This is a genomic window from Methylotuvimicrobium sp. (assembly GCF_050611805.1).
GTDB lineage: Bacteria > Pseudomonadota > Gammaproteobacteria > Methylococcales > Methylomonadaceae > Methylotuvimicrobium.
On sequence record NZ_JBNGHF010000025.1, the window covers coordinates 20,100 to 43,890 of the forward strand.

Annotated in this window: 25 protein-coding genes; 11 read left to right on the forward strand and 14 right to left on the reverse strand. The window is 48.3% G+C overall.

Going from position 1 to position 23,791, the window contains the following annotated elements; all coding sequences use genetic code 11:
* The gene (locus tag ACRJJO_RS13150; protein WP_431066174.1) at positions 1–1,164 is read left to right on the forward strand and encodes a glutathionylspermidine synthase family protein; all 1,164 of its coding nucleotides are present in this window, start codon (positions 1–3) and stop codon (positions 1,162–1,164) included.
* A 184-nt stretch (positions 1,165–1,348) separates the two neighbouring features.
* Here the strand turns inward: ACRJJO_RS13150 and ACRJJO_RS13155 are convergent, their stop codons facing one another.
* Positions 1,349–1,792 carry a YtoQ family protein gene (locus ACRJJO_RS13155; protein ID WP_404357830.1) on the reverse strand — a complete coding sequence of 148 codons (444 nt, stop codon included), beginning with the start codon at positions 1,790–1,792 and terminating at the stop codon, positions 1,349–1,351.
* Positions 1,793–2,138: 346 nt separating this feature from the next.
* Here ACRJJO_RS13155 and ACRJJO_RS13160 point away from each other — a divergent pair, with 346 nt between their 5' ends.
* Entirely contained in the window at positions 2,139–2,468 is a 330-nt protein-coding gene (locus ACRJJO_RS13160) for a DUF1820 family protein (protein ID WP_431066175.1), read from the forward strand.
* A gap of 663 nt (positions 2,469–3,131) precedes the next feature.
* Here the strand turns inward: ACRJJO_RS13160 and ACRJJO_RS13165 are convergent.
* From ACRJJO_RS13165 to ACRJJO_RS13225, 13 genes are all read right to left on the reverse strand, one after another.
* Complete coding sequence (locus tag ACRJJO_RS13165) at positions 3,132–3,509, reverse strand: ClpXP protease specificity-enhancing factor (RefSeq protein WP_431066176.1); 378 nt, start codon at positions 3,507–3,509, stop codon at positions 3,132–3,134.
* Positions 3,506–4,111 (reverse strand): glutathione S-transferase N-terminal domain-containing protein, encoded by a 606-nt coding sequence (locus ACRJJO_RS13170; RefSeq protein WP_431066177.1) that lies wholly within the window; start codon positions 4,109–4,111, stop codon positions 3,506–3,508. The genes ACRJJO_RS13165 and ACRJJO_RS13170 overlap by 4 nt, the downstream gene beginning before the upstream one ends.
* A gap of 641 nt (positions 4,112–4,752) precedes the next feature.
* The gene (locus ACRJJO_RS13175; RefSeq protein ID WP_404357826.1) at positions 4,753–5,475 is read right to left on the reverse strand and encodes a cytochrome c1; all 723 of its coding nucleotides are present in this window, start codon (positions 5,473–5,475) and stop codon (positions 4,753–4,755) included.
* Positions 5,476–5,480: 5 nt separating this feature from the next.
* Positions 5,481–6,869 (reverse strand): cytochrome b, encoded by a 1,389-nt coding sequence (locus ACRJJO_RS13180; protein ID WP_404357824.1) that lies wholly within the window; start codon positions 6,867–6,869, stop codon positions 5,481–5,483.
* Positions 6,866–7,465, reverse strand: a complete 600-nt coding sequence (gene petA / locus ACRJJO_RS13185) for a ubiquinol-cytochrome c reductase iron-sulfur subunit (RefSeq protein ID WP_404357822.1) — start codon at positions 7,463–7,465, stop codon at positions 6,866–6,868. The genes ACRJJO_RS13180 and petA overlap by 4 nt, the downstream gene beginning before the upstream one ends.
* Before the next feature lie 517 nt (positions 7,466–7,982).
* Complete coding sequence (gene hisC, locus ACRJJO_RS13190; protein WP_431066178.1) at positions 7,983–9,080, reverse strand: histidinol-phosphate transaminase; 1,098 nt, start codon at positions 9,078–9,080, stop codon at positions 7,983–7,985.
* 142 nt (positions 9,081–9,222) lie between these two features.
* Positions 9,223–10,530 (reverse strand): histidinol dehydrogenase, encoded by a 1,308-nt coding sequence (hisD, locus tag ACRJJO_RS13195; protein WP_431066179.1) that lies wholly within the window; start codon positions 10,528–10,530, stop codon positions 9,223–9,225.
* Positions 10,531–10,534: 4 nt separating this feature from the next.
* Positions 10,535–11,161: an ATP phosphoribosyltransferase gene (gene hisG / locus ACRJJO_RS13200; protein ID WP_431066180.1), complete on the reverse strand. Its 627-nt coding sequence runs from the start codon at positions 11,159–11,161 to the stop codon at positions 10,535–10,537.
* Between the two features lie 295 nt (positions 11,162–11,456).
* Positions 11,457–12,722 (reverse strand): UDP-N-acetylglucosamine 1-carboxyvinyltransferase, encoded by a 1,266-nt coding sequence (murA, locus tag ACRJJO_RS13205; RefSeq protein ID WP_431066181.1) that lies wholly within the window; start codon positions 12,720–12,722, stop codon positions 11,457–11,459.
* 33 nt (positions 12,723–12,755) lie between these two features.
* Entirely contained in the window at positions 12,756–13,070 is a 315-nt protein-coding gene (locus ACRJJO_RS13210) for an STAS domain-containing protein (RefSeq protein ID WP_431066182.1), read from the reverse strand.
* 3 nt (positions 13,071–13,073) lie between these two features.
* Positions 13,074–13,535, reverse strand: a complete 462-nt coding sequence (gene mlaD, locus ACRJJO_RS13215) for an outer membrane lipid asymmetry maintenance protein MlaD (RefSeq protein WP_341327563.1) — start codon at positions 13,533–13,535, stop codon at positions 13,074–13,076.
* 1 nt (position 13,536) lies between these two features.
* Positions 13,537–14,319 (reverse strand): lipid asymmetry maintenance ABC transporter permease subunit MlaE, encoded by a 783-nt coding sequence (gene mlaE / locus ACRJJO_RS13220; RefSeq protein ID WP_431066183.1) that lies wholly within the window; start codon positions 14,317–14,319, stop codon positions 13,537–13,539.
* 1 nt (position 14,320) lies between these two features.
* On the reverse strand, positions 14,321–15,262 hold the full coding sequence (locus ACRJJO_RS13225) for an ABC transporter ATP-binding protein (RefSeq protein WP_431066201.1): 942 nt from the start codon (positions 15,260–15,262) through the stop codon (positions 14,321–14,323).
* Between the two features lie 726 nt (positions 15,263–15,988).
* On the opposite strand from ACRJJO_RS13225, the gene ACRJJO_RS13230 reads away from it, so the two are divergent.
* From ACRJJO_RS13230 to rapZ, 9 genes are all read left to right on the forward strand, one after another.
* A complete protein-coding gene (locus ACRJJO_RS13230) occupies positions 15,989–16,954 on the forward strand; it encodes a calcium/sodium antiporter (RefSeq protein WP_404357807.1) in 966 nt (321 codons plus the stop codon).
* A 27-nt stretch (positions 16,955–16,981) separates the two neighbouring features.
* Positions 16,982–17,959 carry a KpsF/GutQ family sugar-phosphate isomerase gene (locus ACRJJO_RS13235; RefSeq protein WP_431066184.1) on the forward strand — a complete coding sequence of 326 codons (978 nt, stop codon included), beginning with the start codon at positions 16,982–16,984 and terminating at the stop codon, positions 17,957–17,959.
* A gap of 16 nt (positions 17,960–17,975) precedes the next feature.
* Positions 17,976–18,500: a 3-deoxy-manno-octulosonate-8-phosphatase KdsC gene (gene kdsC, locus ACRJJO_RS13240; protein ID WP_431066185.1), complete on the forward strand. Its 525-nt coding sequence runs from the start codon at positions 17,976–17,978 to the stop codon at positions 18,498–18,500.
* Positions 18,501–18,502: 2 nt separating this feature from the next.
* Positions 18,503–19,072, forward strand: coding sequence for an LPS export ABC transporter periplasmic protein LptC (gene lptC / locus ACRJJO_RS13245; RefSeq protein WP_431066186.1), 570 nt, complete (start codon positions 18,503–18,505; stop codon positions 19,070–19,072).
* Entirely contained in the window at positions 19,059–19,571 is a 513-nt protein-coding gene (gene lptA / locus ACRJJO_RS13250; protein ID WP_404357799.1) for a lipopolysaccharide transport periplasmic protein LptA, read from the forward strand. Before lptC ends, lptA begins: the two co-directional genes overlap by 14 nt.
* A 7-nt stretch (positions 19,572–19,578) precedes the next feature.
* Positions 19,579–20,304 (forward strand): LPS export ABC transporter ATP-binding protein, encoded by a 726-nt coding sequence (gene lptB, locus ACRJJO_RS13255; protein WP_404357797.1) that lies wholly within the window; start codon positions 19,579–19,581, stop codon positions 20,302–20,304.
* A 468-nt stretch (positions 20,305–20,772) separates the two neighbouring features.
* The gene (locus ACRJJO_RS13260) at positions 20,773–22,218 is read left to right on the forward strand and encodes an RNA polymerase factor sigma-54 (RefSeq protein WP_431066187.1); all 1,446 of its coding nucleotides are present in this window, start codon (positions 20,773–20,775) and stop codon (positions 22,216–22,218) included.
* A 40-nt stretch (positions 22,219–22,258) separates the two neighbouring features.
* Positions 22,259–22,549: a ribosome hibernation-promoting factor, HPF/YfiA family gene (hpf, locus tag ACRJJO_RS13265; protein ID WP_017840886.1), complete on the forward strand. Its 291-nt coding sequence runs from the start codon at positions 22,259–22,261 to the stop codon at positions 22,547–22,549.
* A gap of 375 nt (positions 22,550–22,924) precedes the next feature.
* Entirely contained in the window at positions 22,925–23,782 is an 858-nt protein-coding gene (gene rapZ, locus ACRJJO_RS13270; protein ID WP_404357793.1) for an RNase adapter RapZ, read from the forward strand.
* Positions 23,783–23,791: the final 9 nt, after the last annotated feature.

A 23,791-nucleotide genomic window follows, 5' to 3' on the forward strand; every position in this document is an offset into this window, starting at 1 on the left:
ATGTTTCGTATGCCCATTCGGGAAAGATCGGGTTGGCGAAATTTGGCTCACGAGTACGGATTCCACTTTCATACGCTGTATGGCGAACCTTATTGGGACGAAACGGCTTACTATCGTTTTACTTTGCAGCAAATTGAAAAAGATATCGAAGAACCCAGCGAGGAGCTTCATCAGATGTGTCTCGAAGTCGTCGACCGAGTTGTCGATGATGAACGATTAATGGAAAAGTTTGGTATACCGGGCATATTCTGGGATTTGCTTCAAGCCTCCTGGAAAAATCGTCAACCGAGCCTATATTCGCGGCTCGATTTTTCCTATGACGGCCGCAATCCCGCGAAACTTTACGAAAATAACGCCGACACGCCCACCAGTCTTTATGAATCAGGTTTCTGGCAATGGTTATGGCTTGAAGACAATGTCCGAAACGGAGAGTTGCCACCCGACTGTGATCAATTTAATTCCTTACAGGAAAAACTGGTGCAGCGTTTAGGATCTATTCATGCTTCGACCGACGGCCGCGACTTTTACTTTAGTTGTTGCAAAGACAGCGAGGAAGATCGGGGAACAGTGCAATACCTTCAAGATTGCGCTACAGAAGCGGGTATTCCGAATCGTTTCGTTTATGTCGAGGATATTGGGCAAGGGGAAAGCGGGGCATTTACCGACTTGGAGGATAGAGTCATTGAGCTCATATTCAAGCTTTATCCCTGGGAGTTCATGCTCAGCGAAGACTATGGACCGTTGTTGCTGAAAAGTAGCACGCAATGGCTGGAGCCGCTGTGGAAAGCGATTCTGTCTAATAAAGCGCTGTTGCCGATGTTATGGCAAATGTTTCCCGGCCACCCCAATCTTTTGCCTGCTTTTTTCGAAGATGATGTCGAATGGAGTCCAGGACTGGAGTTAGTCAAAAAGCCGTTATTTTCTAGGGAAGGCGCCAATGTGTCGTTATATAAAGGCGGTAAAAAGCTTTTTGGCACAGAAGGGCCATACGGCAAAGAAGGCTTTATCTTCCAGGCTTATTATCCATTACCCAAATTCGGCGATAATCATACCCTGATCGGTTCCTGGCTGGTTGACGATCAGCCGGCAGGAATTTCGATTCGTGAAGATAAGGCTATCGTCACTCAGGATTTATCTCGTTACTTACCGCATGTGATTCTCTGATTCGACTCCTTTCAAATCAGAGCCTTATTCGATCGGTTAGAAGAAAATAGGGGGCGGAGTTTATGTTGGATTGCGTAATTTAACGCAATCCAACGATTCTTAGGATTCGGTGATAAAAATGTAGGATAGGCCGAACCTGCTACAAATCTCACAGCTCCTGGAAGTTATTTTTCATGAAATCTTGTTATTGCTGTGAGATATATTTAAGGATCTCGATGACCTGGAGAGAATCTTGTGTGACGGCAAGGGCGGTCGCGTCGATTTCTTTCAGGGCGTGGGTCAGTTCGGGGTCATGCATCACGACGATAGGAATCCCCATGCCTATCGCAAGGCCGGCATCGAATGCCGCTTCCCATTGTTTGTATTTTTCTCCGAAACGGACGACGACCAAGTCGGCTTGACCGAGATAATGATTATTACGCAGTGCGTTGATTTTGGCGCTTTTATGATCGCGCCAGAAATTGTTTTCCTCCGGGCCCAAGATTTCAGCACCGATATTTTCACTGATGTTGAGGTCGGTAATCGGCCCGAGCACTTCTATGTCCAGATCGTTGTTTTCGATGCCCTGAATGATTTGGTCGCGCCAATCGGTATGCGTTTCGCCGGATAAATATATTGTATAAGCCATAGGGTTACCTGCTTTGTGTGGTGGGTTTTCGCAAGGGTTTGAGCCTCAAGTGTCGGTTTTTACAATGAAGGACATAAGCGATTTGGTTTTTTATATCTTTCGCACTTCAAATTTCGGTAGTACCCCCGGCTCCGAATATTGATCTACGATGGGTATATATGCTTCCGTTATTCGCTGATATTATTGCTTGCCTTCATCTGCGGTATAAAGATTGAGCAAAACGAATCTACGTCGCCATCCAATAATAACCGGCTTTTTTCGGGATTGCAGCAATATCTTAAATCTAAGCTTTCGCGTTAGAATGGCAAACCATAAATGTTTATTTTAATGTAGGCAAGTATATTCAATGTCGGAAAAACTTATTTATAAAGTCGTGTTTGTCAATCAGGATCAAGTTTACGAGATATACGCTAAAAACGTATACCAAGGAGATCTTTACGGTTTTATCGTTGTCGAGGACTTTGTGTTTGGCGAAAAAAGCGCGATTGTGATCGATCCTGCAGAAGAGAGATTAAGAGTGGAATTCGAGGGTGTCAATCGCTCTTTCATTCCGATGCACGAAATTATCAGAATCGATCAAGTCAAAAAAAAGGGGGTGGCTAAGATCATTGCACAGACGGACTCCGGAAAATCTTCGGGAAAAGTTTCGACGCTGTATTCCCCGGATAAAAAATAACAGCACGAATTTGGTGGGCGGTTAAGTTTTCTGTGCGATGCTCAGAAGGAAGAGAGAGGGGAGGGCTTTTCTTAGGCTATGTTTGCATTAGCAGTTTAAGAGGCTCTCTTGTCTGATATACCCATCGCGTCCTTTCATCTGATTAGCAAGATGCTTCAGCATGCCGAAGCCAAGTTCCGAGTAGGCGGCAGTCATAGTCGCAAAAACTAAAATATGCTGTTACCCAAGCTGGAGCTTGGCAAAGAGCCTACAGGGACGTATCCACGGCATCCTTTGACGAGCACCCCGGTGCCGAATTTTGATCTACGAGGGGTATACTATGAAGGAGGCGATGTCTTATTCTTTACTGTGAAAGTTCGTAGATTTAGGCTCATTATCTAATTTTTCGATATACAACTCTCCGTTCTGGCTATTCCGGTTCCGAAGAGGGTGCGGTTGCTCGACCGACAGGCGTCGGCGGCAGGGACAGCCGCCGTCGAGCCTACAGGGATGTATTAACGGCGACCTGTCGGGTGAGTGACCGCACCCTCCGCCGCCAGAGAACTTTCATTTGCCGGGGTGATGGCCAGGCCTTTATGAACGTTACGTTCTTCATGGTTGTCGACCGGCTACCTCGACTACTTTTATCGCTATCCGTTAAACTTTGAGTATTGAGTGGTTGCTCTATTTAACGACGCGCAATTGCGGCCGAGACGGTTTTTTTTCCGGTGGCGGCTCATCATCGCCCGAGTCTTCTTCGCGGTCGAAAATCATCCCTTTGCCGTTTTCCTTGGCGTAAATTGCCATCACTGCTGGCATAGGCACGAGGATGTGCATGGGTTTGCCGCTGAAACGGGCGTTGAACTCTATGTCTTCATTTCCCAGGGTAAGCCCTTGTATTGCAGGCGGATTAATGTTGAGTACGATTCTACCGTCCTCGACAAAATTACCAGGCAAAACCGTGCCTTCGTATTCGGCGTCGACTAATAGGTGCGGCGTAAGTTCGTTGTCTAAGATCCATTCGTAGATCGAACGGATTAAGTAGGGTTTTAAAGATGTCATTTCGGGATTTCGTTCATTTCTTTTTCGGCGCTGCTTAAGCTGAGTGCGAAAGCCGGTCTGCGGAATAAACGATTGGCGTAGTTTTTTAATCCTTCACCGGTCGTTGCGGTTTCTATGCCGAGAATAGGTAGGCGCCATAAGAGCGGAGCCATCACACAATCAATTAATGAAAATTCGTCGCTCATGAAAAAAGGACGCGCTTCGAATACTGGGGCTGCGGAAAGCAGGCTTTCTTTGAGCAGTTTTTTGGCTCGAGCCGATTTTTTTTCGCCGGAATGAATGATTTCATTCATCAGTTCGTACCAGTCTTGATCGATACGTTTGATGATCATTCGGGCGTTGGCCCTGGAAACTGGATCCATTTGATGGAGAGGGGGGTGTGGGAACCGCTCATCCAGATACTCCATGATGATGCGCGCATCATACAGGACTAGTCCGCGTTCCAGTAAGGTTGGCGAAGTGCCTGTTGGATTGAACTCCAATAAGTCCTCAGGCGGTTGGTTGATGTCATAATATTCAATGTCCGCCGCAATGGCTTTCTCATGAAGAACCAATCGGGCGCCGTGGCTCATCGCGCATGTCGGAGATGAAAAAAGAGTCATAGCGGATTTACGAGTAGTTGGTTGTGCCACGAATCATAACCTCATTAGGATACACGGAGTCTAAAATGGCAATTATATCATGAAAAATTCGACATTTTATTCGCTTATATCCGTTTGCCGCAATTCCCGGCTTAAGAAAATTCGCCGTGTACAAGGAGTGGAGTATGTCTGCCGAGGGTCGATGTAAATCCAGCGATTAAGTTAGTCATGAATTTGAATCATTGCCAATGATCCATGGAATTTACCCCCTTTATGCTCCAAAAATGGCTAACTTTATGAAGGTATGTTATGGGGCTGCCGAGGGTGTTGGCAGTAGTGCAGAAAAGCGTTCCCGTATTTTCTGCCTTAATTACATCCTTGTATCTCAGCAATTGTTGATACGGTTGGCAATAGGTATACCTTTCGCGCTTCAAATTTCGGCAGTGCCGGGGATGAGGCCTCGGGGTGCTAGGTCGATTTTGCTCCTGCAAAATCGACATTCACGCCATCCATGGCGCTCGTAAAGGTTTGTCAGCATGGAGCCGGCATAGAGCCTGCAAGGACGTATTTACGGCGTCCTTTGACGGGCCCCCTGAGGCCGAATTTTCATCTACGATGAGTATAATACGTGTAAAACGTCCCTGTTTTACGAATGGGGGGGATTAATGAATGTCTTTCCAGTACTCGCGTTTCAATAGATAGGCAAGTATGAAAATCATGAAAATGAAAAACAAAACATATTTGCCCATGCTTCGCCGCTCGAGCTGTCCAGGCTCTCCAACATATACGAGGAAATTGACTAGGTCGTTAATCATGCGATCAAAATCTTTTTCCGGAAGTTGTCCGGGAATTTCGGTGACCAGTTTATCGATGACTTGTTGGTCGCCGTCTTTTTTGAAAACCGGTTTTTGTTCGCCTTGTAATTGCCATAAAACGTTCGGCATGCCAACATCCGGAAAAACGACATTATTGACGCCGAGAGGCTTGGATGAGTCGGAATAAAAGCCTTTCAAGTAACTGTAAAGCCAATCCGGTCCGCGTGACCGTGAAATCAGCGATAAGTCGGGCGGCATGATGCCGAACCATTTTTCGGCATCATGAGCGTTCATCGCCGAATTCATTTTGTCATAGATGTTGGCGCCTTCAGGGGCGATATCTTTGAGCACCTTATCTTTTTCAATATCGAAGTCGAGCGCTATCCTGAGGTATCGAATGTGTTTTGCAGAATGGCACCCTAAACAATAGGTCACAAAATGTTTTGCGCCGCGCTGCAAGGAGCTTTTATCGCTGAGGTCGAAATCCGCGCTCTGAAGTTTGACGCCGCCTCCGGCGAAAACGCCGAAAGGCAGCGACAACAGTATCAAGGTATTGAGTAGTCTTTTCATAATTATTAATCCAAGCTGCCTTTAATTCTTTTTAAAAAACGGATGCTAACGGCGGATAACCCTTGGTAATTGAGTTTTCTGCTGAACAGGCCGGATTTGCCCTCGGTTTTCACCGTGACTTCATTGAAAGTTTCAACAAGATCCGGTATTCGATCCTCGAGGCTAGGTTGTTCGGTTAGACGGTCCGGTACAGGCTTGGTTTTTTCCCAGCGGGTGTAAATCGGCATGAGTAGGAAAAAGCCGAAATAAATCGCCGTTAAAACGCGTGCGACGGCGGTAGCGCTGGGCGTTGCAGGTTGTGTGCCCAGATAGCCTAGGCCGATAAAGCTAATTACGAAAAGTAGAAGCGCTTTTTTATAGATGCCTCCGCGATAACGGATGGATCTGACTTCGCTGCGGTCCAACCATGGCAATAGAAACAGCACGACAATGGATCCACCCATCGCAATGACGCCGGCAAACTTATCCGGAACCGCGCGCAGAATCGCGTAGAAGGGGGTGAAATACCAGACCGGAGCGATATGTTCCGGCGTTTTCAATGGATCGGCAGGTATGAAATTGGCGTGTTCGAGGAAGAACCCTCCCAGTTCCGGCATATAAAAAATAACGACTGCAAAAAAGAACATGAAGACCGCGAAGCCGACCAAGTCTTTGACAGTGTAGTAAGGGTGGAATGGAATGCCGTCCAAGGGTATTCCGTTGGCATCCTTGTGTTTTTTGATGTCGATGCCGTCCGGGTTATTCGAGCCGACTTCGTGTAATGCGATGATATGCAGCAATACCAGCAATACCAGAACCAAAGGTACTGCGATGACGTGAAAGGCAAAGAATCGGTTCAGTGTTGCATCGGATACGACATAGTCGCCCCTGATCCACAATGAAAGTTCTTCTCCGACGACAGGGATCGCGCTGAATAGCGAAATGATGACCTGGGCTCCCCAGTAAGACATTTGCCCCCAAGGAAGCAAGTAGCCCATGAACGCTTCGGCCATCAAAGCGACAAACAGCAGCATGCCGAATATCCAGATCAGTTCGCGAGGCTGTTTAAAAGAACCGTATAGTAAGCCCCTAAACATATGTAGATAGATCACGATGAAAAATGCCGAAGCACCGGTCGAGTGCATGTAGCGGATTAACCAGCCCCAATGAACCTCGCGCATGATGTATTCGACCGAGTCAAAGGCCAATTTGGCGTCCGGTTTGTAGTTCATCGTCAGCAGAATGCCGGTAACGAATTGATTGACCAACACCAGCAAGGCGAGCGAGCCGAAAAAATACCAAAAGTTAAAATTCTTGGGCGCATAATAATGCGCCATGTGTTCGTTCCAGAACTTTGTCAGCGGAAAACGATCCAGTACCCAGTTGCCACAGTCAGTCCAGCGGTTCGTTTTCATACGCTTGTCTCCACGGTGTCTTCGCCAATGATGATCTGAGTTTCGCTAATATAGCGATAGGGTGGAATTTCAAGGTTGGTCGGAGCCGGTACACCACGAAAAACCCGACCGGCCAAGTCGAACCAAGAGCCGTGGCAAGGGCAGAAAAAACCGCCTTTCCAGTCGGGTCCCAAGTCGGCCGGTGCGATTTCAGGCCGGAAGGTGGGCGAACAGCCCAAATGCGTGCATAAGCCGACGGCAACAAAAATTTCCGGTTTCAATGCGCGAGTAGGGTTTTTGGTGTACACCGGTTGTATGGATTCTGAAGACTGAGGGTCTCTGAGTTGGTCGTCCAATGTTTTCAGTGTTTCCAGCACTTCCGGCGTGCGGTTAAGAAGCCAAACCGGTTTACCGCGCCAAGCAACACGGATTAGCTGTCCCGGTTCCATTTTACTGATATCGACGGTGACCGGCGCGCCTGCGGCCATAGCTTTTGTGCTGGGTTGCATTTGCGCGAGAAAGGGAACCGCAATATAGCCGGTACCGACAGCTCCTACCACGGTCAGCGCCGAGGTTAGAAACTGGCGCTTGGATTTATCGACGCCTTCAATATTCATTAATTGCACTCCTGGTAAAGGCTAAGCCTCGTATACTTGATTTTTATAGTTTTCGACATGGCAATATACCATTATAGTTAGCGGAATTTGAAGCAGTTATAACAGCAATTCCCGGTTTGAGGCATTTCGCCGTATTCTGGGTACGGGGTATGCCTGTCGATCGCGAGCAACTCCTCCCGCTTAGGTTCGCGTGTTCTCACAGTAGCGTTCATAAAGAAGCTATCATCACTCTAGTAAATGTTAAAGTGCGAGGGGTTGGTTAGGGTGCGGTCACTCGCCCGACAGGACGCCGTGGATACGTCCTTGTAGGCTCGACGGCGGCTATCCCTGCCGCCGACACCTGTCAAGCGAGTCACTGAACCTCCGCAAAGCCTACTACTTGTAGAAGTTATTTTGTGCATATTCCTAACTAAATTATCCTAGATAGTTAACCATAGCCAATGGGCTGAGGAATTTAGGTACTGGGCCTTTGACGGGCGCCCCGGTGCCGAATTTTGATCTACGATGGGTCTATTTGTTACGAAATTCTCAGTTGTTCGAAGCTTGAATATAACGCTTGTAAAAAGGCGTCATTTTCCTCGGGCGTGCCGATTGTAACGCGAAGGCAATCCAGTAGTAAGCCGCCTTGAGGCGACAGGTTTTTGATTAAGATGCCTTTTGTCTTAAGCATTTCGAAGAGCGACGCGGCTTGATCGGGCGGCGTTCTAAATAAAATGAAATTAGCTTCGCTCGGGTAGGTAGTGATGCCTTCGATCGAACGTATTTCGTGCAATACCCGGCTTCTTTCGCTTCGAATTTGTACGGTTTGTTGCTTGAATAAATCGCTGTTGTTCAGCGCGAATTCGGCCGTTATTTGAGTCAGCGTATTGATGTTGTAAGGCAATCTGATTTTGTTCAATTCACCGATAATAGAGGATTCTCCGACGATGTAGCCAAGACGAAGACCGGCCAAACCGAGTTTCGAGAGAGTGCGCATCACCAGCAAGTTACTATATTCGCCGAGTACATCGATAAAGCTTTGGTCGGTGAATGGCGCATAGGCTTCATCAACAACGACCAGTCCTGGGGACGCTTCGATAATTTTTCTAATAGAGGTTTCGCTAAACAGGTTGCCGGTGGGGTTGTTCGGGTAGGCCAGAAAAATAAGCGAAGGCTGGTGTTTGTCGATTGCCTCAAGCATGGCCGGCAAATCCAGGTCGAAATCGCCGGATTGTAGGGGAATGTCGATATAATCGAGCCCGAGGCATCGGCTCAATTGTCGATACATCACGAAGCCTGGCGATGGCGATAGTACCTTTGCGTGTGTCGGCAAGGCCATCAGTAGCAACTGAATGATTTCGTCCGAGCCATTGCCGAGCAGCATCTCTAAGTTCCCGGAAATACTATCGATCTTTTTCAGGGTAGCGCTTAGCCTACGTGCTTCAGGGTCCGGGTAGCGATTAATTTCGGCCTCTTTGATAACGTCGAGCCATTCTTTTATGACCGGTTCCGGCCAGCGATAAGGATTTTCCATTGCGTCGAGTTTGATCAGTCGGCCGGCATCGGCGACTTTATAGGCCGATAGGTCCAGCACTTCTTTACGGAAAATAGAGCTAATAAAATGGGGTTGTGGCATGAGTCAAGTCAACGGTATTCAGAGTGATGGCTGGGGCTTGTCGCAGGTTAATCGATAAAAAATCAAGGCCATGTCGATCTAACGGATTGCACCGGATTCTTATATTATGAATCCGGGGTATTTATATGACAATTCCGAGTCGTTACGATTTGATTCTATATTCCGCCGATCGAGCATGCGCGGTTAAGCTTTCTCCGCGAGCCAAAATCGAGGCGGTTTTGCCTAGCGTATCGGCGCCAGCTTCAGAACAATTGATTAGGCTCGAACGTTTTTGAAAGTCGTAGACGCCGAGCGGCGATGAAAACTTTGCCGTGCCGGATGTCGGTAACACGTGATTAGGTCCCGCACAATAATCTCCTAATGCTTCCGCGGTATAGCGGCCCATGAAAATCGCGCCGGCATTGCGGATTTTCGCACACAGCGAGTCCGGGTCGGCGACCGACAATTCGAGATGTTCCGGTGCGATACGATTGGCGATTTCGGCGGCTTCATCGAGGTCGGCAGTCTTGATGAGTGCGCCACGGCCGGACAGTGAAGCTTTAATGACTTCGGCTCGTTCCATTTCAGGCAATAATTTTAAGATGCTGCGCTCAACGGCGTCTAAATATTCGGCGCTATCGGACAACAAGATCGACTGCGCATTTTCATCGTGCTCGGCTTGTGAAAACAAGTCCATCGCAATCCAGTCCGGGTCCGTATGGCCGTCGCAAATGATTAATATCTCGGACGGTCCCGCGATCATGTCGATGCCGACTTGACCGAATACCATCTTTTTCGCTGTGGCGACATAGATATTGCCGGGGCCGACGATCTTGCAGACGGCCGGGACCGTTTCGGTGCCGTATGCGAGCGCTGCGACCGCTTGCGCGCCGCCAATCGAAAAAGCCCGGTCGACGCCGGCCAGATAAGCTGCTGCCAATACTAGCTGATTGGATTCGCCTAATGGCGTCGGCACGACCATGATTAATTCAGGAACGCCGGCAACTTTAGCCGGTATTGCATTCATCAGTACCGAGGATGGATAAGCGGCTTTGCCGCCCGGAACATAAAGGCCAACTCGGTCCAACGGGGTGATTTTTTGGCCGAGTAGCGTGCCGTCTTCTTCGCTGAATTGCCAGGATGCCATGGTTTGTTTTTCGGCATAAGCGCGAATTCGACGCGCGGCGGTATCGAGAGCTTCGGCTTGCGCACTTGGCAGTTTGTCCCAAGCGGTTTTTAGGGTTTCCTTGTTGATTTCTAGTTCGTTTGCCGCCTGAATGCTGCGTCGGTCGAAGCGATTCGTATAATCGATGACGGCTTGATCGCCCGACTTTTTGACTGCGGCAATGATATCTAAGACTTGCTTTTGAATCTCGAAGTCGTCTTGTTCGTTCCAATCCAGCAAGGATTTCAGACGGCGTTCGAAATCCAAGTCGACGGTATCGAGTCGGTTTATTGAAAAATCGGTCATGGAGTTACCTCTTGGCCAGGGTTTTTTCGAATTGATCGAGCAGGGATTGGATTGCTTGGTGTTTCATCTTCATTGCGGCTTTATTGACGACCAGTCTCGAACTGATATTCATGATCAAGTCGCGCGGCTCGAGTCCGTTGGCTTTTAGGGTATTGCCGGTATCGACCAGGTCGACGATACAGTCGGCGAGACCGACCAGCGGCGCAAGTTCCATCGAGCCGTAAAGTTTGATGATGTCTGCCTGTACGCCCAGTTCGGCGAAATATTTCTTGGCCGTTTTGACATACTTAGTCGCAACGCGCACGCGGCGGGTAATATTCGGCGCGTCTTTATGGGCCGCAGTCATCAGCCGGCAGGTTGCAATATTCAAATCCAATGGCTCGTAAAGGCTTTCAGCTCCGTGTTCGAGCAGGACGTCTTTGCCGGCGATCCCCATGTCGGCCGCGCCGTATTCGACGAAGGTCGGGACATCGGTGGCTCGGATGATCACCAATTGCACATCGTCACGGGTGGTTTGCAAAATCAATTTGCGGCTAATTTTCGGGTCGTCGACCGGACGGATGCCGGCCTCTTCCAGTAAAGGCAGTGCTTCTTCGTAGATTCGGCCTTTCGATACGGCGATTGTTAACATGTTGAAACCTTACTGTGAAAGTTCGTTGATTTGGGTTCTTTATCTAATTTTTCGATAAACGAAGCTCGGCAGAGCAAATGTGGGCTCCGAAGAGGGTGCGGTTGCTCGATCGACAGGCGTCGGCGGCAGGGCAGATTTTTGCTCCTGCAAAATCTGCATTCATGCCATCCATGGCAATCAGTCGCCGCCGTCGAGCCTACATGGACGTATTCACGGCGTCCTGTCGGGCGAGTGACCGCACCCACCACAGTTCGCACTTTCATTTGACGGGGCGACTGCCTGGCCTTCATGAGCGTTAGTTTGGAACACGGCGAATGATCGCGCCGAGTTGTGACAGTTTTTCTTCGATATGGTCGTAGCCGCGGTCGATATGATAGATTCGGTCGACCAGCGTTTCGCCTTCGGCGGCTAATGCGGCCAAGACCAAGCCGGCCGAGGCGCGCAGGTCGGTTGCCATGACCGGGGCTCCGTTTAGTTTGTCGACGCCGGAGCAAATCGCAGTGTTTGATTCCAGTCTGATATTGGCGCCCATGCGTTGCATTTCCTGGATATGCATGTAACGGTTTTCGAAGATCGTTTCGGTCACAATGCCTACGCCTTCGGCAATCGTATTCATCGCGGTGAATTGTGCTTGCATGTCGGTTGGAAATGCCGGATAAGGCGCCGTGCGCACCGATACGGCTTTCGGTCGTTTGCCGTGCATGTCCAATGCAATCCAGTCGGGACCTGTGGTGATTTCTGCGCCGGCTTCCGTTAGCTTCGAGAGAACGGCGTCAAGAATGTCGGTACGGGTGCTTTTTAGTTTAACTTTGCCGCGGGTAATGGCGGCGGCGATCAGATAAGTGCCTGTTTCGATACGGTCCGGCATGATGGTGTAGTGAAGGTCTTTTTTACCCAGTCTATCGACGCCTTCGATTTCAAGGATATCGGTACCGATGCCTTTGATGCGTGCGCCTAGCGCATTCAAAAAGTGCGCAAGGTCGGAAACTTCGGGTTCTCTCGCCGCATTTTCGATAATCGTCGTTCCCTCGGCTAGCGTTGCCGCCATCAATAAGTTTTCGGTGCCGGTCACGGTGACTTGTTCGAGCACTAGTCGGCAGCCTTTTAGACGATCGACTTTGGCATGGATAAAGCCGCCTTCGACTTTTATGTCGGCGCCCATTTTGGCAAGACCGTCCAGGTGTATATCGACCGGACGCGTACCAATCGCACACCCCCCGGGAAGCGAGACATGTGCTTCGCCGAATCTTGACAGCAGGGGGCCGAGCACCAAAATCGATGCGCGCATCGTTCTAACCAGTTCGTAGGGCGCCTCGAAATTGGTAATCGAACGGCTGTCGATTTCGATATTCATTTTTTCATCGACCATCAACTGGACGCCCATGCGGCCTAGCAATTCCATCGTGGTGGTGATGTCATGCAAATGAGGGATATTGCCAAGATTAACCGGTTGGTCCGAAAGCAGTGTGGCGGCCATGATCGGCAGGGCTGCGTTTTTAGCGCCGGAAATGCGCAGTTCTCCGGACAGTTGAACGCCGCCTTTGATCAGTAATTTATCCATGGACTGTGTGTTCTCATATAACAGGTTAATCGCCTATTCGGGCAGGGCGGCGGCAAAGTATTCGGTTGTTTCCAGTCCGCTTAATTTTGCCAGTGTCAAAAGTTGTTTGGGGATGTTTCTGAATTTAAGTTCAACCCGGTTGTCGCGGGCAAATTTAATCCACTCGATCAATAATGCCAAGCCGCCACTGTCAGTGTTTGTTACCTGCGCAAGATCGATGCTTACCGAATGTGCCGACTTTAAAAATGCTAACGATTCGACGGTTTTTTTATCGATGCTGACTAAGGTTAGATCGCCTGCAACAGAAAATATGCCGGGGCTTTGTTGGGTGATATTAATCGCACTCACCGTTTATTCTTCCGCTTTTTGGAACAAGAATCGGCCTATCACTTCCTCCAGTACGATTGCGGATTGCGTGATTTCGATTCGGTCGCCGTTTTTTAGATAATCGAAAGAGCCGCCTGGGTCGAGGTTGATGTATTGTTCACCTAAAAGTCCCGCAGTGTAGATCGTAGCCGAGGAGTCCTCCGGCAAGGTATCGTATTTCGATTCGATGCTCATTTCCACGACCGATTCGTAAGTCTCTTTATCGATATAGATGTTGCTAACGCGACCGATTCTTACGCCCGCGACCGAGACCGGCGATTTTACTTTAAGGCCGCCTGAATTGCTAAAACGTGCGGTGATGACATAGGTATCCGCAGGCATGAAGGATCGAATATTACTGACTTGCAAAGACAGAAAAAATAGGGCGACGATACCGGCCGCGACGAACAGTCCGACCAATGTATCCTGGGTGCGGGTATGCTGCATGCTAAATGTCTCCAAACATCATGGCGGTTAAAATAAAGTCCAGGCCGAGGATGGCGAATGCGGAATTGACCACGGTGCGGGTCGTCGCGCGGCTAACGCCTTCCGCGGTCGGTACGGCATCGTAACCTTCGAATAATGCGATCCAGGTGGCGGCAAAACCGAAGACTATGCTTTTAATGACGCCGTTGACGATATCGTCATAAAAATCCAGGTTCGCTTGCATTTGCGACCAATAAGAGCCGTCATCGACGCCGAGCAGTCCGACGCCGACCATGTGTCCGCCAAGAATGCCGACCATACTGAATAATGCCGCCAACAGGGGCATAGACAGGAAGCCCGCGAAAAAGCGTGGCGAAATAATGCGGTTGACCGGGTCGACCGCCATCATTTCCATGCCGGATAACTGTTCGGTCGCTTTCATCAGGCCGATTTCGGCAGTCAGGGCGGAACCGGCACGCCCGGCGAACAACAATGCGGTAACCACAGGGCCTAGTTCTCTAACCAGTGATGCCGCTACCATGATGCCAAGTGCTTCCTCCGAACCGAAATCCGACAGTATATTGTAACCCTGAAGTCCTAAGACCATGCCGACGAACAGACCGGATATCGTTATGATCAAAAATGTCAGTACGCCGACTGAATGAAGTTGGTTAAGCAGCAGCCTGGGCCTTAGTGCAACATCCACAATACCGGTCAACGTGTGCCCGAGAAAGTAAGTAGCTCGACCGAGTTTGGCGAAATTGGTGCGGGTCGATGAGCCCAATTTTTGTAAAAAATGCAGCATGTTAATCCTCGCGGCGATAGCGCGAACGTCCGCGTTTACGGGAAGGCGTTTTTTTCAATCCCTTAGCGTTCAAGGATTCGTCTGTTTTTTTGGCTTTTTGTTTGACAGCGATTCGAGACGGCGATTGTGAGGAAGCCAGTAAGTCTTCGATGTAGTTCGGTGCGGGGTAATGGAAATGCACGGGACCGTCCGGGTCTCCTTTCATAAATTGCTGAACCCATGCCGATTCCGATGCTTCGATTTCCTTTGGGGTGCCTTGTCCTGCGATTTTTCCGTCGGAAATAACATAGATATAGTCCGCGATTGCCGACGTTTCCGCAACGTCGTGAGAGACGATGATGCTGGTTAATCCCAATGTGGTATTGAGTGATTTGATTAAGTGAACGAGTGCGCCCATCGAAATCGGATCTTGCCCGGTAAACGGTTCGTCGTAGAGGATCATCATCGGATCCAGCGCGATTGCACGGGCGAGCGCCACGCGTCTGGCCATGCCGCCGGAAAGTTCGTTCGGCATTAGGTCTCGGGCGCCGCGCAGACCGACGGCCTGGAGTTTCATTAATACCAAGGTCCGGATCATCGACTCTGTTAAGTGCGTGTGTTCGCGAAGCGGAAACGCGACATTGTCATAGACATTGATATCGGTTAATAATGCACCGCTTTGAAACAGCATGCCTATGCGTTTGCGTAAATGGAATAATTCCTTGCGCCGCAATTGATGAACGTCAAGTCCATCGACAACGATAGAGCCTTGTTCCGGGATAAGTTGTCCGCCAATCAACTTGAGCAGCGTGGTTTTACCCGTGCCGCTAGGGCCCATGATCGCGGTAATTTTGCCGCGCGCGATATCGAGAGAAATATCGTCGAATATTTTTCTGTTGCCGCGCGAAAATGAAAGGTTACGGACGGATATTAAACTGTCGGCCGAGATATCGCTGTTATCCATGCCTGATGATAACCCTGTCGGAAAATCTAAACCGAGTATTTTGGCCGACAAGCTAAGTATAAGTCAACTGATTGAGGGATTTATTAGTGAGTGGTGAGTGGTAAGCAGTGAACAGTGAATAGGGAATAGGGAATAGGGAATAGGGAATAGGGAATAGGGAATGGAGCGGAAAGTGCGATCTCGGGGTAATTATTCACACCCCCCTATCGTTCCCACGCTCCAGCGTGGGAACGCAGTCTGAGACGCTCTAGCGTCTCGTCCCGCTGGAGCGGTACTCAGGCATTCTCACGCAGAGCATCACTGCCATTAAGTTAAGATCCTGGAGTTTTACTCCCCTCTTTGAAAAAGACGACTGCAAGGATGCAGGAGGTAGGGCAATGCAGGAGCAATTGCCGAGGGGCTGGGGGAGATTTTTCTAATAAATCCCCCTCAATCCCCCTTTTTCAAAGGGGGAAGAAGGCTTAACTTAATCGCAGTGACGCAGAGCATGGGAACGAGAATGACTGTGGGACTGCATACTCACATCTCGGGAGGTTATTCGGTCGAGATGCCTCTGTAAACGATTCTCTGCTGCCGGCTTACTGTTTACCGCTTACTTAATAAACGATGAACTGCCTTATAGATAGGCAAATATTTTAGGTTTTATCCTTACAGAGTTGAGCGTGCTAGGGACATCGGCGTCTTAATCGTGTCATAATGCGCCAATTTTGCCCTCTTTAATATCTTATGTGGTGCGATTCTATCGTTTTGATTGCAAGTTTGGCGTTAATGGTGTATTCGGCGGATACATTTGTCGATGGTGCGGCAGCGATTGCACAAAATTGGGGCGTTTCGGCCTTGTTAATCGGTTTGACTGTCGTCGGTTTTGGGACTTCGATTCCCGAGGTGTTGGTTTCAGGTTTAGCATCATGGCAAGGTAATGCGGGCCTTGCCGTCGGCAACGCATTGGGGTCGAATATCGCGAATATCGGGCTAATATTAGGTTGTTGCGCACTAATCATGCCGTTGACTTTTCGGACAAAACTGTTACGTCGGGAGTTGCAGCTCTTATTAATAACAAGTTTATTGTGCTTCGGTCTTGCTTTTGACGGGTTGTCGCGGAGCGACGGCATTATTTTAATGGTCGGACTGGTATGTTTTATTGCTTGGTTGGTTCGAAATGGCCTTGATCAATCAAAAAACGGCGATTTTAACGATACATTGGCAATGCCATTACCGATGTGTTCTATGCGGTTAGCCTGGTTTATTACGATTATCGGTTTGTTGGGGCTGTTAATCAGTTCGAGACTCCTGGTGTGGGCTTCGGTCAATATTGCGAATGCATTAGGTGTCAGCGATTTGGTTATCGGCTTGACGCTAGTCGCTATGGGAACGAGTTTGCCGGAGTTAGCGGCATCGGCGGCGAGCGTATTAAAGCGGCAGACCGATTTGGCGGTCGGCAATGTGATCGGTTCGAATATGTATAATTTGCTAGCTGTCTATTCGTTGCCGGGATTGATTGCCCCAGGACCGGTAAATGAAAGTGTTTTGTCTCGGGATTTTCCGATGATGTTGGCATTGACATTGGCGTTTTTTGTATTCGTATTCGGTTTTTTCAAATCGAGGAGAATCAATCGATGGGAGGGAGTGTTTTTGTTATCAAGCTACGGCGCTTATCAATGGCTAGTATTTAAAAGTACAATCGCAGGTTAGAGTGCATAACAGGTTAGAGCGCATAATATGATGATTCACGAACCCGAATTGCGAAAACTGGCCTTGGCGGTTATTCAGGTCGAGGGCGATGCTGTTACTGCTTTGGCGGAACGGATCGATGACGATTTTATTTTGGCTTGTCGTTTAATGTTTAATTGTAAAGGGCGAGTTGTTGTGACCGGAATGGGCAAATCCGGTCATATTGCGGGTAAAATTGCCGCTACTTTAGCGAGTACCGGGACGCCGGCTTTTTTTGTGCATCCTGGTGAGGCCAGTCATGGCGACCTAGGCATGATAACAGCTCAGGATGTAGTCTTAGCCCTCTCTAACTCGGGCGAAACCGGCGAAGTCATTACCATTTTACCGATCATCAAACGCATCGGCGTGCCGTTGATAGCGATGACCGGCAATCGCGAATCTACATTGGCGAAATTCGCCACGGCGCATATCGATGTTAGCGTTCGTCAAGAGGCCTGTCCTTTAGGGTTGGCGCCGACTTCCAGTACGACCGCAGCGTTGGTGATGGGCGATGCTCTCGCGGTTTCATTGCTGGAGGCAAGAGGATTTACCCGAGATGATTTTGCGTTATCGCATCCAGGGGGAAGTTTAGGGCGGCGTTTGTTGTTGATGGTCAGCGATATCATGCATACCGGCGATGAAATTCCGATTGTTCCGGAAACGGCTTTGATTACAGAGGCCTTGTTGGAAATGACCGAGAAAAAAATGGGCATGACCGTGATTGTCGATCGCTTCGGCAAGAGTGCCGGCATTTTTACCGATGGCGATTTGAGACGATTCTTGGAAAAAAGTCACGATGTGCACGGAACACGTATCGGTGAAGCGATGACTCGAAACTTTACCGCGATCGACGCCGATATTCTAGCTGCCGAAGCGATGCAGATTATGCAGCAAAAAAAAATCAATGCCTTGATCGTTAATGATGAGTCTCACAAGCCGGTCGGTGCATTAAGTATGCATGACTTGATTCATGCCGGAATTGTTTAATACCAGGAGCCGAGAAATGCAAAAAATATTGGCCAAAGCCGCCCGGCTGAAATTATTGATTCTCGATGTCGATGGCGTACTGACTGATGGCCGCTTGTTTTTCGATAATCAAGGCGTTGAATATAAATGTTTTCATGCCCGGGATGGTCACGGAATAAAATTACTGCGTCAAACCGGCGTTGAAGTGGCGGTGATTTCCGGGCGAAAGTCGAATTCGGTGGCTTTGCGGATGAAAAATCTCGGGATAACGCATGTTTATCAAGGGTATGAAAATAAAATCACGGCCTTTGAGGAGCTTGTTCAAGCATTGGCTATCGATCCGGCTGAAGCGGCGCATGTTGGAGATGACTTGCTGGATTTGCCGATCATGTCGCGGGTCGGTTTGGCGATTGCGGTCGAGGACGCGAATTTTGCCGTCAAGCAACGTGCTCATTGGTGTACGACGCTGCCGGGCGGTCAAGGCGCGGTCAGGGAGGTGTGCGATTTGATTATGCAGGCCCAGGGGACTTTTGCTGCCGTTCTTGAAGAGTACCTGTACTAGTTATGCCGGAAAGCAATCTTCGACTCTATATTTATGGTGTATTGCTGGCGATTGTAAGTTGGTGGTTGTTACAGTTGACGGCAGTTGATGAAGAAGTCATAGCGCTCGAGAAGTCTCCTCATACCGTCGATTATTTTAGTACCGGCTATGCTAAATGGGAGATGGATGTTACAGGTCGGCTCAAGAGCAAATTGGTTGCCGATACCTTGACGCACTATAATGACGACGGAACCACGCACCTGCAGAAGCCGGTTATGACTATTATGAACCCGGGCGTCCCGCCTTGGGTGATCCAGTCGGAAACCGGAATTGTTTCGAGCGATAAGAAACTTATTCTGATGAATGGAAAAGCTGTTGTTGCTAGAGAGGCTGGGCCCGGTTCCAGGGCGATGAAAATCAATAGTTCGAATGTGCGTGTTCAGCCGGAGATTAATTACGCGGAAACCGATGAATGGGCTGAGTTGCTTAGTCCTCCGAACAGGACGGAAGGTATAGGGATGAAACTCTATTACAGCACGCCTATCCGGATAGAGTTGTTTTCCAAGGTTAGAGGAAAATATGAGACAAAATAACCATAAAAAAACCTGTTACGGGATCATTTTTTCGATTTTAATCGCTTATAGTTCGTCCGGTTTGGCGTTGAAAAGCGATGCCGACCAGCCGATTTATATCGACTCGAACGCAGCAACCTACGACGATAATGCCGGGGTTAGTATTTACACAGGGAATGTTGTTTCGACCCAGGGTAGTCTTAAGGTTTGGTCTGATAAATTGGTTGTATATTTTAAAGACGGCGATGTCGATAAGTTGGTTGCGACCGGAAAACCGGCCCGTTTTCAGCAAACCCCCGATAACGGCGGTGATATCACCGGTAAGGCGTTGACCGGCGAATATTATCCTAAGCAGAATTTATTAATACTGATCAAGGAGGCGGTGGTTTGGCAAGAGGGCAATACCTATGCAAGCGACATCATTCGTTACGACAGTCGAAACTCAATTGTCAAAGCGGGCGATCAGGAATCCGATGCCAAGCGGGTTCGCGTTATATTAAAACCTAAATCGGAAAAATGATAAAAATATGACAAAACTGTCGGCTCAAGGATTGATTAAACACTACAATAAACGTAATGTCGTCAACGGCGTTTCGTTGAACGTCAATACCGGGGAAATTGTAGGGTTGCTCGGGCCTAACGGTGCAGGTAAAACCACTAGCTTTTATATGCTGGTCGGGTTGATTAAAGCCGATGCCGGCGAAATAATGTTGGACGATCTTTCGATCACGTATTATCCGATGCATATTCGTGCGCAAATGGGTCTTGGTTATTTGCCTCAGGAGCCTTCGGTATTCAGAAAGTTAAGCGTTGCCGATAATTTGCGTGCGGTGCTGCAAATTCGCGCCGACTTGACCAAAGGGCAGGTCGAATTGATGATCGAGGAGCTGCTGGCGGAGTTTCATGTCGAGCATCTACGTAATCAAATTGCCGTCGGCTTATCGGGCGGCGAGCGTCGACGCGTCGAAATTGCTAGGGCTTTGGCCAGCGAGCCGAAATTTATCTTACTGGACGAGCCGTTTGCCGGCGTTGATCCGATTTCGGTTGAGGATATCAAGCAGATTATAATTCATCTAAAGGATAGAGGGATTGGTGTTGTCATAACCGAACATAATGTCAGGGAAACTCTAGGGATTTGCGACCGTGCTTATATTCTCAACGAAGGTAAAGTGATTGCCGAAGGTGACGCGGAGGCTATAGTCCGTAATCAAGAAGTAAGGAAGGTTTATTTGGGTGAGAACTTCAGCCTTTAGCGTTATACTTCAAGCAAGTGCAAAGTCGATTGCAGATATATTTTGAGAGTCGGTCACGACGGTGCTCTCATAGGAGCCCCGGAAACGGAAATATTCCACTTTGTAATTCGAGAATAGTATCCTTGACTTATACCTTTCGCACTTCAAATTTCGGCAGTGCAGGAGGAGGCCTCGGGATGCTCGAGAAAGGCTTTGCCAGCATGGAGCTGGCATAGAGCCTACATGGACGTATTTACCCAGCACCTAAATTCCATAGCCCATTGGCCATGGTTAATTGTCTTGGATAATTCATCCAGCACCTAAATAAGCCATGATTTTGAATCATTGCCAAAGACCTATGGAATTTAGGTGCTGGGTTTACGGCGTCCTTTAACGGGCACCCCGAGGCCGAATTTTCATCTACGATGAGTATAAATTAGCCAAAAGATACCTGCTGATGCATGGATTAATAATGTTCAAACTTATACGATGAAACAGTCACTTCAACTCCGTCTCGGTCAGCAGCTTACGATGACCCCACAGTTGCAGCAAGCGATAAAGCTGCTGCAATTGTCGACGCTCGATTTGCAGCAAGAAATCCAAAACGCGCTGGAATCGAATATGATGTTGGAAGTCGCCGATGAGGAGGCTACAGGCGTTGTCGATCAGGAGTCTCTGGACAAAAAGACCGATTATTCCGATCAGGCAACGAGTGAAGGTTCGCAAACCGATATACCCGACGATTTGCCTATCGATACGTCTTGGGAAGATGTTTTTGAAAATGCCCAGGCAGCTATCAGCGGGGCTGGCGAATCGGTGGAGTTCGAAAGCCAACGCAGTAAGTCGGAAACATTATTGGATCATTTGTTGTGGCAATTGGACGTGGCGCACTTTTCAGACAGAGATCGTGAGATTGCAGAGACGATCATAGATTCTATCAATGAAGATGGGTACTTAGTCAGCTCATTGGAAGATATTTTCCAAGGGCTATTGGAGCAAGTGGAAGATCTAGAGTTTGATGAGGTTGAGGCAGTATTGCATCAAGTGCAAAATTTCGATCCTCCCGGTGTAGCCGCCAGGGATTTAAGCGATTGCCTCTTGCTACAAATACAGCAATTATCCGACGATACTCCTTATAAGAAAGAAGCGGTAGAGCTGGTAAGTCGCTATTTAGGTTTGTTGGCGTCTCAAGATCAGGCTAAATTGATGCGCAAGTTGGGGTTAACCGAGGCTCAACTGAATAGAGTTATTGCGTTAATTAGGACATTGGATCCAAAGCCAGGGACAAGAATTGAAAATACCGACTCCGAATATGTGATTCCCGATGTTTATGTGGTCAAGGTAAATGGTCAGTGGCAAGTCGAACTCAATCCCGATATCGCGCCGAAGCTCAGAATCAATCCGTTTTATTCAAGTATGATCAAGCGCGCGGATAGCAGCAAGGATAATTCTTGCATGAAGGATCACCTGCAGGAAGCTCGTTGGTTTATCAAGAGTTTGCATAGTCGAAACGAAACCTTGTTGCGGGTGGCTCGCTGTATTGTTGGAAAACAGCAGGATTTTTTGGAGCACGGTTCCATTTCGATGAAACCGATGGTGCTTCGCGATGTCGCAGAAGAGTTGCAGTTGCATGAGTCGACGATATCGCGCGTGACTACGCAAAAATACATGCATACGCCGAATGGCATCGTCGAATTTAAATATTTTTTCTCCAGTCATGTATCGACTGCGACGGGCGGTGAGTGCTCTTCTACGGCTATTCGAGCGCTGATTAAAGAGTTGGTCGAGAACGAAAATCAAACAAAACCGCTCAGTGATAGTAAAATAGCCGAATTATTAAAAGAAAAAGGCATTAATGTCGCAAGAAGAACGATTGCCAAATATCGTGAGGCAATGAATATTGCTTCATCCAGTCAACGTAAGCGTCTTTTATAACGCAGAATTTATACCACACCAACAATAAGGAGTTTATTCCATGCAAATCAGTGTATCCGGCCACCACATCGAAGTAACGGAATCGTTAAAAACGTTTGTCGAGTCGAAGTTTGAAAAACTCGAGCGTCATTTTGATCATGTTACCGATGTGCACGTCGTTTTGACGGTCGAAAAACTGAATCAAAAAGCGGAGGCGACAGTTCAAATCAGCGGCGCCAAATTATTCGCCGAGGATACTCAGGAAGATATGTATGTTGCTATCGATAAATTAGTTGATAAATTAGATCGTCAAATCATAAAGCATAAAGAGAAAACCGGCAGTCATCGCTAGTTATACTCATCGTAGATGAAAATTCGGCCTCGGAGTGCCCGTTAAAGGACGCCGTAAACCCAGCACCTAAATTCCATAGGTCTTTGGCAATGATTCAAAATCATGGCTTATTTAGGTGCTGGATGAATTATCCAAGACAATTAACCATGGCCAATGGGCTATGGAATTTAGGTGCTGGGTAAATACGTCCATGTAGGCTCTATGCCAGCTCCATGCTGGCAAAGCCTTTATCGAGCACCCCGGGGCCTTCTCCGGCACTGCCGAAATTTGAAGTGCGAAAGGTATAAAAATTGCCTTCAACGATTTAACAGCGAAGGCGCGGGAAGATATCCGGTGCCTTCGCTACCCACAGAACAGTTCGTTAGAACTTTTATCATGAAATTGCTTATCGTCAGCGGGCTTTCCGGGTCCGGTAAAAGTATTGCGCTAACCACGCTGGAGGATTGCGGGTTTTATTGTATTGATAACTTGCCGGTGACCTTGCTCGAAGACTTTATCAATGATGTCATGTTGGCCGATCGGAAAACCTATGAAAAAACGGCGATCGGCATCGATGCTCGTAATCAAAGCGATAGTTTGTTGAATTTTGCCCGCATCATCAAGTTGATTCGATCAAAGAAGATTGAATGCGAGGTGATGTTCATGCAGGCCGAAGAGGCGGTATTGTTAAAACGGTACAGTGAAACTCGGCGTCGGCACCCTTTGACCGACTATAATTTGCCGCTAAAAGAAGCGCTGGTTATCGAAAAAGAAATTCTCAAGCCGATAGCGCGGCTCGCGGATTTTGTGATCGATACCAGTCGTACGCATTATCATCAGTTACGCGATCTAATCAGGGATCAGGTCGGTGAGCGCAATGCTCGACATATTTCTATTCAATTTCAGTCTTTCGGTTTCAAGCATGGCATTCCGCTCGATGCCGATTTTATTTTCGATGTTAGATGTCTGCCCAATCCTTATTGGGTGCCGGAATTGAGGGGGCTGACCGGTAAGGATCAAGCAATAATCGAGTTTCTTGACCGAGAGCCTAATGTGTTGGAATATTTTCAAGATGTGAGCGCTTTTCTCGGACGCTGGATTCCTCGCTTCGAAGAAGAAGGGCGTAGTTATCTCACTATCGCTATCGGATGTACCGGAGGGCAGCATCGTTCGGTTTATTTGGCCGATTTATTGGCTAAGCAATATAAATCTCAAGCGCTCAATATCATTATTCGGCATAGGGAGCTGCATTAAAAAACCGAC

Bases quoted from the DNA above. Each gene is read 5' to 3' on its own strand.
- ACRJJO_RS13150 (WP_431066174.1), top strand. From the start codon at position 1: ATGTTTCGTATGCCCATTCGGGAAAGATCGGGTTGGCGAAATTTGGCT.
- ACRJJO_RS13155 (WP_404357830.1), bottom strand. From the start codon at position 1,792: ATGGCTTATACAATATATTTATCCGGCGAAACGCATACCGATTGGCGC.
- ACRJJO_RS13160 (WP_431066175.1), top strand. From the start codon at position 2,139: ATGTCGGAAAAACTTATTTATAAAGTCGTGTTTGTCAATCAGGATCAA.
- ACRJJO_RS13165 (WP_431066176.1), bottom strand. From the start codon at position 3,509: ATGACATCTTTAAAACCCTACTTAATCCGTTCGATCTACGAATGGATC.
- ACRJJO_RS13170 (WP_431066177.1), bottom strand. From the start codon at position 4,111: ATGACTCTTTTTTCATCTCCGACATGCGCGATGAGCCACGGCGCCCGA.
- ACRJJO_RS13175 (WP_404357826.1), bottom strand. From the start codon at position 5,475: ATGAAAAGACTACTCAATACCTTGATACTGTTGTCGCTGCCTTTCGGC.
- ACRJJO_RS13180 (WP_404357824.1), bottom strand. From the start codon at position 6,869: ATGAAAACGAACCGCTGGACTGACTGTGGCAACTGGGTACTGGATCGT.
- petA (WP_404357822.1), bottom strand. From the start codon at position 7,465: ATGAATATTGAAGGCGTCGATAAATCCAAGCGCCAGTTTCTAACCTCG.
- hisC (WP_431066178.1), bottom strand. From the start codon at position 9,080: ATGCCACAACCCCATTTTATTAGCTCTATTTTCCGTAAAGAAGTGCTG.
- hisD (WP_431066179.1), bottom strand. From the start codon at position 10,530: ATGACCGATTTTTCAATAAACCGACTCGATACCGTCGACTTGGATTTC.
- hisG (WP_431066180.1), bottom strand. From the start codon at position 11,161: ATGTTAACAATCGCCGTATCGAAAGGCCGAATCTACGAAGAAGCACTG.
- murA (WP_431066181.1), bottom strand. From the start codon at position 12,722: ATGGATAAATTACTGATCAAAGGCGGCGTTCAACTGTCCGGAGAACTG.
- mlaD (WP_341327563.1), bottom strand. From the start codon at position 13,535: ATGCAGCATACCCGCACCCAGGATACATTGGTCGGACTGTTCGTCGCG.
- mlaE (WP_431066183.1), bottom strand. From the start codon at position 14,319: ATGCTGCATTTTTTACAAAAATTGGGCTCATCGACCCGCACCAATTTC.
- ACRJJO_RS13225 (WP_431066201.1), bottom strand. From the start codon at position 15,262: ATGGATAACAGCGATATCTCGGCCGACAGTTTAATATCCGTCCGTAAC.
- ACRJJO_RS13230 (WP_404357807.1), top strand. From the start codon at position 15,989: ATGTGGTGCGATTCTATCGTTTTGATTGCAAGTTTGGCGTTAATGGTG.
- ACRJJO_RS13235 (WP_431066184.1), top strand. From the start codon at position 16,982: ATGATGATTCACGAACCCGAATTGCGAAAACTGGCCTTGGCGGTTATT.
- kdsC (WP_431066185.1), top strand. From the start codon at position 17,976: ATGCAAAAAATATTGGCCAAAGCCGCCCGGCTGAAATTATTGATTCTC.
- lptC (WP_431066186.1), top strand. From the start codon at position 18,503: ATGCCGGAAAGCAATCTTCGACTCTATATTTATGGTGTATTGCTGGCG.
- lptA (WP_404357799.1), top strand. From the start codon at position 19,059: ATGAGACAAAATAACCATAAAAAAACCTGTTACGGGATCATTTTTTCG.
- lptB (WP_404357797.1), top strand. From the start codon at position 19,579: ATGACAAAACTGTCGGCTCAAGGATTGATTAAACACTACAATAAACGT.
- ACRJJO_RS13260 (WP_431066187.1), top strand. From the start codon at position 20,773: ATGAAACAGTCACTTCAACTCCGTCTCGGTCAGCAGCTTACGATGACC.
- hpf (WP_017840886.1), top strand. From the start codon at position 22,259: ATGCAAATCAGTGTATCCGGCCACCACATCGAAGTAACGGAATCGTTA.
- rapZ (WP_404357793.1), top strand. From the start codon at position 22,925: ATGAAATTGCTTATCGTCAGCGGGCTTTCCGGGTCCGGTAAAAGTATT.